The organism is Streptosporangium sp. NPDC051023 (genome assembly GCF_040689595.1).
Lineage (GTDB): Bacteria > Actinomycetota > Actinomycetes > Streptosporangiales > Streptosporangiaceae > Streptosporangium.
Genome location: NZ_JBFBCE010000160.1, coordinates 1 through 9,136 on the forward strand (window position 1 = coordinate 1; position 9,136 = coordinate 9,136).

10 protein-coding genes and 1 pseudogene are annotated in these 9,136 nt (G+C 71.3%); 9 read left to right on the top strand and 2 right to left on the bottom strand.

Annotation, left to right across the window (positions count from 1 at the left end; genetic code table 11):
* Positions 1-267, top strand: a pseudogene (locus AB0395_RS46770) (hypothetical protein); the annotation flags it as partial.
* Positions 268-393: 126 nt separating this feature from the next.
* On the opposite strand, the gene AB0395_RS46775 reads toward AB0395_RS46770, so the two are convergent.
* Positions 394-1,404 carry an alpha/beta hydrolase gene (locus AB0395_RS46775; protein WP_366294431.1) on the bottom strand — a complete coding sequence of 337 codons (1,011 nt, stop codon included), beginning with the start codon at positions 1,402-1,404 and terminating at the stop codon, positions 394-396.
* Positions 1,287-2,039 (bottom strand): IclR family transcriptional regulator, encoded by a 753-nt coding sequence (locus AB0395_RS46780; RefSeq protein WP_366294402.1) that lies wholly within the window; start codon positions 2,037-2,039, stop codon positions 1,287-1,289. Before AB0395_RS46780 ends, AB0395_RS46775 begins: the two co-directional genes overlap by 118 nt.
* Before the next feature lie 92 nt (positions 2,040-2,131).
* Here AB0395_RS46780 and AB0395_RS46785 point away from each other — a divergent pair, with 92 nt between their 5' ends.
* The 8 genes from AB0395_RS46785 to AB0395_RS46820 all read left to right on the top strand — a co-directional run bounded on the left by AB0395_RS46785 (position 2,132) and on the right by AB0395_RS46820 (position 8,926).
* Positions 2,132-3,286: a cupin domain-containing protein gene (locus AB0395_RS46785; RefSeq protein WP_366294405.1), complete on the top strand. Its 1,155-nt coding sequence runs from the start codon at positions 2,132-2,134 to the stop codon at positions 3,284-3,286.
* Positions 3,283-4,116 carry a fumarylacetoacetate hydrolase family protein gene (locus AB0395_RS46790; RefSeq protein ID WP_366294408.1) on the top strand — a complete coding sequence of 278 codons (834 nt, stop codon included), beginning with the start codon at positions 3,283-3,285 and terminating at the stop codon, positions 4,114-4,116. The genes AB0395_RS46785 and AB0395_RS46790 overlap by 4 nt, the downstream gene beginning before the upstream one ends.
* Positions 4,116-4,763 (top strand): maleylpyruvate isomerase family mycothiol-dependent enzyme, encoded by a 648-nt coding sequence (locus AB0395_RS46795; RefSeq protein ID WP_366294411.1) that lies wholly within the window; start codon positions 4,116-4,118, stop codon positions 4,761-4,763. The genes AB0395_RS46790 and AB0395_RS46795 overlap by 1 nt, the downstream gene beginning before the upstream one ends.
* Before the next feature lie 17 nt (positions 4,764-4,780).
* Positions 4,781-6,055, top strand: coding sequence for an FAD-dependent monooxygenase (locus tag AB0395_RS46800; RefSeq protein ID WP_366294414.1), 1,275 nt, complete (start codon positions 4,781-4,783; stop codon positions 6,053-6,055).
* A gap of 276 nt (positions 6,056-6,331) precedes the next feature.
* Entirely contained in the window at positions 6,332-6,955 is a 624-nt protein-coding gene (locus AB0395_RS46805; protein WP_366294417.1) for a hypothetical protein, read from the top strand.
* Entirely contained in the window at positions 6,952-7,254 is a 303-nt protein-coding gene (locus tag AB0395_RS46810; RefSeq protein WP_366294420.1) for a transcriptional regulator, read from the top strand. The genes AB0395_RS46805 and AB0395_RS46810 overlap by 4 nt, the downstream gene beginning before the upstream one ends.
* A gap of 14 nt (positions 7,255-7,268) precedes the next feature.
* Positions 7,269-8,153 (top strand): ABC transporter ATP-binding protein, encoded by an 885-nt coding sequence (locus AB0395_RS46815; RefSeq protein WP_366294423.1) that lies wholly within the window; start codon positions 7,269-7,271, stop codon positions 8,151-8,153.
* 32 nt (positions 8,154-8,185) lie between these two features.
* A complete protein-coding gene (locus AB0395_RS46820) occupies positions 8,186-8,926 on the top strand; it encodes an ABC transporter permease (RefSeq protein WP_366294426.1) in 741 nt (246 codons plus the stop codon).
* Positions 8,927-9,136 lie beyond the last annotated feature (210 nt).

Sequence of the window (9,136 nt, forward strand, 5' to 3'; positions counted from 1 at the left end):
ACGAGAGTCCTCTCGGGCGGGCGACCGGCGATGAAACAGGAACCCTCACGGGCGACCGTGGGAATCCCCCTCGTTCACGAGGGGGAGGATGTCAAGGTTGTCGAGGTGTACGACGGCAACAGGAACGCCCCGGTCGTGATGGCCCCGGGCGAGGGTGGGGAGTCGGGGCGCGGCATGGCCCTGGTCGCCGGGCTGGCCCGGAGCTGGGGCTTCCGCGACACACGCCTCGGCAAGGCCGTCTTCTTCGAACTGCTCGCCTGGCCGTGAGGCCCCACTCGGACGGCCTCCTCAGGACCGGTGGCGAGATCTCCGAGGTTCGGGTCCCGGAACACGGTGAGGCGGGAATCGTCCTCCTCGCCGTGCTCGGCGACCGGCCGAACCTGATCCGCCGGGTCAGTTGTTCGCGATGAAGTCGGTGACCAGCCGGTTGAACTCGTCGGCGTGCTCGATCATCGCCCAGTGCCCGCAGTGGTTGAGCAGCACCAGCCGGCTGTTCGGGATGTTCGCCAGCAGGTACAGCGAGGTCTCGAACGAGACGACGCGGTCGTCGCGGCCGTGGATGAGCAGGGTCGGCACCTGGACCGTCGGCAGCAGCTCCGGCTTGACCCACTTCGGCAGCGGCGCCCCCTTCGGCGGGCCGTCCACGTAGTTGCGCAGATGCTCCGGACGGGCGAGCGCGGCGTCCGAACGCGCCTGGCACAATTCGGGGGTGGCGAACCGGGCCTTGTCGTAGACCATGATCTCGACGAGTCGGCGCATGTTCTCCGGGCTCGCGTCGTGGTATGCCGCGATCAGCACCTTGAGGCCCTCCGACGGGCCGTCGCCAGCACCGAAGAGTGTGGGCATCCGGCCGACCGGCGGGCCCATGGTGACCAGGTGCGAGATCCGGCCGGGGTGCTCGGTGGCCAGCCGCAGCGAGGTCTGACCGCCCATCGAGTTGCCGACGAACGCGGCCCGCTCGATGCCCAGGGCGTCCAGGAACTGGATCGCCGCCTCCACGTGGTCGAGCCGGTCGACGGTCACGGGGTCCGACCCACCCCAGCCGGGCATGTCGACGGCGTACACGTGGAAGTGCTCGGCCAGCGTCTCGATGTTGCCGGCGAAGTTGCTCCACCCGGTCGCGCCCGGTCCGCTGCCGTGCAGCAGGACGACCGGGTGACCGGAGCCCGCCTCGTAGTAACGGAGCTTCCAGTCGGCGATCTGGACGGTGCGGGCGATGTCCTTGGGGTCGAGGGTCGTCCGGCAGCACCTGACCCGGTGCGGCCTCCTTTCGCTGAGCCTGCGCCTCAGAGGGCGCGCGTGATCGCGTCGGCCGCGGCCGTGATCGCGGCGGTGAGCGGCGTGATCTGCTCCGGTGAGTAGCGGACGCTGGGCATCGAGATCGACAGTGCCGCGACGGTCGATCCGGTGCGGTCCCTCACCGCGCACCCCATCGCGACCACGCCCCGCTCGGTGCGCTCGAGGTTGAGCACGACGCCGCTGCGCCGTACCGACCGGAGCTCGCGGCGGAGCTTCGCCAGGTCCGGCAGTTCCTCGACGGGGTCGCGCCGGTCGTCGGCGGCGTACAGGGTCACGAGCTCCTCGTCCGGGAGCGCGGCCAGCGCGACCAGGCCGCCGGTGGCCTGGTGAGCCGGGAAGACCATGCCCTCGCGGCTGCCCACCCGCAGGGTCTGCGCGCACTCGACCGAGGCGATGAACCGGACGTTCCTGCCGGTGCGGATGCTGAGGTTCGCGGTCTCGTCGATCCGGTCGACCAGGGCCCGCATCGGCCCGAGGGCCGCCGCGCGGAGCGTGCCGACGTTGGACCGGGCGCGCTCCGCGAGGGCGAGGATGGGGCCCACCCGGTAGGTTCGGTCCTCGTCCTGCACCGCGAAGTCGCGGTAGACCAGCGCGGTCAGCAGCCGGTGGGCCGTGGAGCGGGCGACGCCCAGCCGCTCGGCCGCCGCCGAGACCGTGATCGCCCCATCGAGCTGAAGGATCTGCGCGAGCCTGAGAGCATGGTCGACGCTGTTCGAGGCATAGGCCGGCGGAGTCTTCATCGGCTTCACCATGAGCCCGATCCTGGCACAACCTGTTCTGCTGTGCAGAATCCTCTGTTCCCGATCCGCCGCGTCGGCGGATAGTCAGGGCCATGTCCGATGTGAACGCCATCACGTCGCCGGTCAGCGTCACCGCCGAGGACCGGCCCGACCAGCCTCCCGTCAGCCCCGAGCTCGAGGACCTCTACCGCGGGTTCGAGAAGGCGCTGCTCGTCCCGCTGTGGACCGAGATCGGCGACCTGATGCCGCGGCACCCGCGCTCCAACGCGCAGCCGCACCGCTGGGAGTGGAGCAGGCTGCTTGAGCTCGCAGGCCGTGCCGGGGACCTGGTCCCGGTCGGCCGCGGCGGCGAGCGCCGCGCGATCGCACTGGCCAACCCGAGCCTGGCCGGCAAGCCCTACGCGACCCCGACCCTGTGGGCCGCGATCCAGTACCTGATGCCGGGCGAGAACGCGCCCGAGCATCGGCACACCCAGAACGCGTTCCGCTTCGTCGTCGAGGGCGAGGGTGTGTGGACCGTGGTCGAGCGCGACCCGGTGCCGATGCGCCGGGGCGACTTCCTTCCCCAGCCCGGCCTGCACTGGCACGCCCACCACAACTCGGCGAGCACACCGATGGCCTGGATCGACGGGCTCGACATCCCGTTCCAGTACGGCGTCGAGGGGCAGTTCTTCGACTTCGGCCGGGACACCCTCACCGAGGAGGAGCACGCCACCCCCGATCGCTCCCGCTCGGAGCGGCTCTGGGGACACCCCGGCCTGGCACCGGTCTCACAGCTCGGCCGTCGCGAAGGCACGCCCCTTCTGCGCTACCGCTGGGCCGACACCGACGCCGCGCTGACCGGCCAGCTCGCGCTGGAGCGGGAAGGCCACGCGGGCACGGTCGAGCCGGGTCACGCCCTGGTCCGCTACACCAACCCGACCACCGCCGACGACGTGCTGCCGACGATCCGGGCGCAGTTCCACCGGATCACGGCGGGCACGGAGACCGCGCCGTACCGGGAGACCGGCTCGTCGGTCTACCAGGTCTTCGACGGGTCCGGCCGGGTCACCGTCGGCGACCGCTCCTGGACGGTGACCCGCGGCGACCTCTTCGTCGTCCCGTCCTGGCAGCCGCTGTCGATCCGCTCGGAGGCGTCGGCGTCCGACTCCGACTCGGGTGCGCTCGACCTGTTCCAGTTCAGTGACGCCCCGATCCTCACCAAGCTCAACCTGTTCCGCAGCCACACCGAGAAGGACCACCGATGAAGCTCGCCACCATCCGCCTGGGTGACCACCACACCGCCGCCGTTCGCGTCGACGGCGAGCAGCTCGTCGAGGTGGGCCTGCCCGACGTCGGCGCGGTGCTGGCCGCGCCCGGCGGTCTCGCGGCCGCCGCGACGGCCGACGGCCCTCGGCATCCGCTCGCCGGAGCCGACCTCGCCCCGGTCGTGCCACGGCCGAGCAAGGTCGTCTGCGTCGGGCTGAACTACCGCAACCACATCAAGGAGATGGGCCGCGACCTCCCGGAGTACCCGACCCTCTTCTCCAAGTTCACCGACACCCTCATCGGCGCCACCGACGACATCCGGCGCCCGGCGGAGACCGAGCAGTTCGACTGGGAGGCCGAGCTCGCCATCGTCGTCGGCAGGCAGGTGCGCCGGGCGGACGAGGAGCAGGCGGTCGCCGCGATCGCGGGGTTCACCGTGCTCAACGACATCACCTGCCGCGACTGGCAGTTCCGGACCCGTGAGTGGCTGCAGGGTAAGAACTGGGACTCGACCACCCCGATCGGTCCGTTCCTCGTCACCGCCGACGAGACCGGGCCGCGCCCTGCGCTCGACATCCGCTGTGAGGTCGACGGCCAGGTGACGCAGGCCGACAACACCGGAGACCTGCTCTTCGACCCGGTCCACCTGATCCGCTACGTCTCGACGATGGTGCGGCTCAACCCGGGCGACGTGATCGCGACCGGCACCCCCGGCGGCGTCGGTCACGCCCGCAAGCCACCGGTTTTCCTGAAGGGCGGCGAGCTGGTCGTGACCGAGATCGAGGGACTCGGACGCCTCGAGAACCGCGTCGTCCCCGAAGGCGCGTGATGGCACGCGACCTCGCTGCCACGCTCGCGTGGGCCGAAACGGGGACCCGGCTGTGCGCGTCGGCACTCTCCGGCCTGTCCGAGGAGGAGTACGGCGCCGCGTCGGCTCTGCCGGGCTGGACGCGCAAGCACGTCGTGGCACACCTGGCGGCGAACGCCGAGGCGATCGGAAACCTGGTCCGTTGGGCGCGCACCGGCGAGGAGACCCCGATGTACGCCTCCCCGCAGGAGCGCGCCGCGGGGATCGAGCGGGGCTCCCGGCTGGGTGCCGACCAGCTGGCGCGGTGGTTCACGGAGTCGGCCGCGACCCTGGCCGCCGCGATGGCGGAACTCTCCGACGAGGCGTGGCGGACCGAGGTGGTGACCGCTCAGGGCCGCACCGTACCGGCGAGCGAGATCCCGTGGATGCGCAGCCGGGAGGTGATGGTGCACGCCGTGGACCTCGCCACCGGGCTCACCTTCGCCGACCTCCCCGACGGCTTCCTGCGGGCGCTGCGGGAGGACATCCACGCCAAGCGGGGTCGCGACGCGGTGCCCGACGTCGAGGGGTCCCCGGCCGACGTGACCGCCTACCTGGCCGGACGCCCCGCGACCGGAGTGACCGCCGCCGACGGCGGCCTCCCACCGGCCCTGCCTCCATGGCTCTGACGAGAAGGACCGGTCCCATGGGCATCTCTCCCTCAACCCGCGCCGACGTGATCGTCGTCGGGGGCGGCATCGGCGGCCTGTCCGCCGCGCTCGCCTTGACCCGTCAGGGACTGCGGGTCAGGGTGCACGAGCAGGCGTCCGTGTTCGGCGAGGTCGGCGCGGGCCTCCAGCTCGCGCCGAACTGCACCCGCATCCTGGACCGCTACGGGCTGCTGGAGGAGGCGGCCGCCCTCGGCGTGCTGCCCGAGGCCATGGTCATGAAGGACGCCGTGGATGACGGCGACCTGACCCGGCTGGACCTTCGCGACCTCGAGCGCCGTTACGGCTACCCCTACCTGGTGATCCACCGCAGCGACCTGCACGGGATCCTGCTCCGCGCCTGTGAGCGGGCGGGCGTCGAGCTCCTGACCGAGGCCCACTGCACGTCGTACGAGAACGTCGACGGCGGCGCCCGGGTCCGCTTCGCCGACGGCGGCGCCGACGAGGCTGAGGCGGTGATCGCCGCGGACGGACTGCACTCGGTCGCCCGTGAGTTGCTGGTCCGGGACGAGCCGGTGAGCTCGGCGTACGTCGCGTACCGCGGTGCCGTGCCGTTCGAGAAGGTCGTCGGCAACGGCATCCACGACAAGGACGTCGTCGTGTACGTCGGCCCTCGCTGCCACTTCGTCCAGTACCCGCTGCGGGGCGGCGAGATGTTCAACCAGGTCGCCGTGTTCGAGTCGCCGAAGGCGCTGGCCGGCGAGGACGACTGGGGAACCCCGGATGAGCTGGACGCGGCGTTCGCGGGGACCTGCGACCAGGTTCAGAAGGGGCTGCCGCTGATGTGGCGCGACCGGTGGTGGCGGATGTACGACCGCGACCCGATCATGACCTGGGTGACCGGTCGGATCGCACTGCTCGGCGACGCGGCGCACCCGCCCCTGCAGTACATGGCGCAGGGCGCGATCATGGCGATCGAGGACGGCTGGGTGCTCGGAGAGCACGTCGCCGCCCAACGGGCGCAGCGGACCGGTGGCGGTTCGGGCGTCGACTGGGACGCGGCGTTCGCCGCCTACGAGGCGGTACGGCCTGAGCACTGCCGCCGGGTCGTCACCACCGCTCGGGCGTGGGGCGAGCTGTGGCACCTCGAGGGAGTCCGGAGGCTGCAGCGCAACGCGCTCCTGCGCGGCCGCGACGTCTACGACTACTCGTTCGTCGACTGGATCTACGGCCCCACGGCGCTGACCCCCGAGGACGAGCCGGAGATGTTCCGCCCGATTCCCCTCGACACCGCGCTCCGCGCCCGGAGGTAGGGGCGCGACCGAAGAACCGTGATCTGTCACCCCGACCGGCTCCTCTTCCCGAAGGCCATCACGGCAGGACGGCGTGAGGACGCCTCGGCGTCGGCCCGGTGACAGGCGCCTGTCCCACATGACGGCCATCGCGTGACGCTCCCAGGAGGAACGGCCTCCCGGAGACGCGCGGTGGCCGTCGTCGTGCTTGTGAGAACGTCCTCTTGAGTTTGTGTCGCAGTGTGGTTTACAGTTCAAACCACAGGTTTGCGATTCAAACTAGTTTGAAGGACGAGAATGGATCCGCTCGAGGACGACGACCGGCCGCTGCGGCCTGAGGAGATGCTCAGGCTGATCGAGGAGCAGCAGGCCACGACGAGCAAACGGCTCGGCGGCGACCCGCTGCTGACGTACACGCCGTGGGGGATCGCCTGGGCGGTGGGGTTCGGCGCCCTGTTCCTGAACTACACCTACGGCTTCCTCCCCAGGGGCGCGGCGCTGTCGGTGCTGTTCTCCCTGATGATCCTGGCCCTGGCGATCAGCTCATTCGCGCAGCGGACGGTGAGCAGCCAGGTGCGGGGCGAGTCGGCCGAGCGGGGCATGATGTACGGCTTCGCCTGGATGTTCGGCCTGGGCGGCATGATCGCGCTCGGCGTCAGGCTCAGCCCCCAGCTGCCCGCCGACGAGACCGGGTTGCTGTGGGCGGCGGGGTCCATGACGGTCGTGGCCGCCCTCTACATCGCGGGCGGCGCGGTCTGGCGGGTGCGGACGATGTTCTACCTCGGCGCGGGGGTCGCGGTGCTCAACATGATCGGCGTGGTCGTGGGGCCCGCCGCCCATGCCCTGCTCATGTCCGTCGGGGCGGGCGGCGCGTTCGTCGCCATCGGTGTGGTGCAGCGGGTTCGACGGGACGGGGCATGACGGCGCCGCGCGAGCTCGACCCGGTCATCCACGCCCAGGCCCGGCTGCGGGTGGTCGCCACGCTCAACACCCTGGGCGAGGCCAACCAGATCGCCTTCCCCGGGCTGCGGGAACTGCTCGGAATGACCGCGGGAAACCTGTCCGTGCACCTCGGAAAGCTGGAGGAGGCCGGTTACGTGGAGATCGTCAAGACCCACAAGGGACGCACCCCGACGACCTACGTCTCCCTGACCCGAGAGGGGCGCCGCGCCTTCGAGGACTACACCGCCGCCATCCGCGAACTGCTCGACCTGGAATAGGAAAAGGAACCCCCATGTCAGAGATCTTGGCCCGCACCGTCGAGGTCACCCGGGAGTACGGCGCCGTCACGGCGCTCGACCGGGTCTCCCTCGACATCCGCGCCGGAGAGCTGGTCGGGCTGCTCGGGCCGAACGGCGCGGGCAAGTCCACACTGGTCAACCTGTTCGCCGGGCTCCGGCGGCCGACGTCGGGCACCGTCGAGCTGCTCGGCGGCTCACCCCTTGACCCCCTCAGGCGCCGCGGCATCGGCGTCACCCCGCAGGAGACCGGCCTGCCGCCCGCGCTGCGGGTCGGCGAGTGCGTCGACTTCGTGGCGACGCACTTTCCCGACGCGGTCGACCGGGGGACGCTGCTGGAGCGGTTCGACCTCGGCGACCTCGTCAGGCGTCAGATCGGCGGCCTCTCCGGCGGGCAGAAGCGACGGCTGGCGGTCGCGCTGGCCTTCGTGGGCAACCCCCGTCTGGTCTTCCTCGACGAGCCGACGACCGGTCTTGACGTCGAGGCCCGCCGCGCGCTCTGGGACGCGGTCAAGGACTTCCACGCCGGAGGCGGGACCGTGGTCCTCACCAGCCACTACCTGGAGGAGATCGAGGCGCTGGCCGAGCGGGTCGTGGTGATCGGCGGAGGCCGGGTGCTCACCGACGACACCATGGACGCGGTGCGCGGCCTCGTCGGCGTCCGCCGCGTCACCCTGACGAGCACCGAGCTTCCCGACCTGCCCGGCGTCCTCGGCATCGAGCACGAGGGCTCCCGCACCCACCTGCTCACCGCCGACGCCGACGCCCTGGTCCGTGAGCTGGTGCTGGCCGACGTCCCCTTCACCGATCTGGAGATCCGGCCGACCTCCCTCGAAGAGGCCTTCCTCACCATCACCACCCGCGAACCCCAGCCGGCCTGACGCCCGGACCCGTTCGCCGACAGGAGTCTGTGATGTCCCTCGTTCTCACCCATGCCCGATACCAGTTCCTCGAGACCGTCCGGGTGCCCATGACGGTGATCGGGAGCTCGGTCTTCCCCGCGCTGTCCATGCTGTTCTTCGTGGTGCCCTTCGCCGGGGACAACGCGACCGGCGCGACGTACGCCACCGGATCGATGCTGGTCTTCGCAGTCATGTCCTCCTGCCTGTTCACCTACGGCATCGGCGTCGCGGAGGACCGGGCCCAGCCCTGGGACCCCTACCTGCGCACCCTGCCCGCCGGACCGCTGCCCAGGTTCGCCGGGCGGATCCTCACCGTCATGGCGATCATGGGGATCGCCGTCATCCCCGTTCTGCTTATCGCCGCCTTCCTCACCGAGGCGACGGTGACCCCCCTGCAGCTGCTGCTCGGCCTGGCCGCCCTGCTCCTGGGATCGATCCCGTTCACCCTGATGGGCCTGTTCATCGGCTACGCGCTGCCCTCGAAGGCCGCCATCGTCGTCGCCCAGGTGGTGTTCTTCCCGATGGCCGTCGGCGGCGGGCTGCTCACCGGCCCTCCCGGCAACGCCCCGGGGTTCATCCAGGTCGTCGCCCCCTATCTGCCGACCAGGGGCGCGGTCGAGCTGGTCTGGACCGCGAGCACCGACTTCTCCCCGAACGCGCTCTCCCTGGTGATGCTGGCCGTGTGGGTCCTCGTCTTCGGCGGGCTCTCCGTCTGGGCCTACCGCCGCGACGAGGGGCGCCGCTTCTCCTAGGGCCGCTCTCCAGGGCCGCGCTGGGCCGCGTTTTCCGGATCCTTCCGGGGCTCCCCGGCCCCGGGCGCAAGATGGGTCCCCGAACATGTACGACCCCGAAGGGGGGAGGCCGACCTCCAGGGCCGCCGCCGCCCCGCGGAAGGAGCCGTCGGCGCGGCAGGCGAACGTCAGGCCCGCCTCGGCCGGGGTGACGTCCGGGCCCAGCTCGCG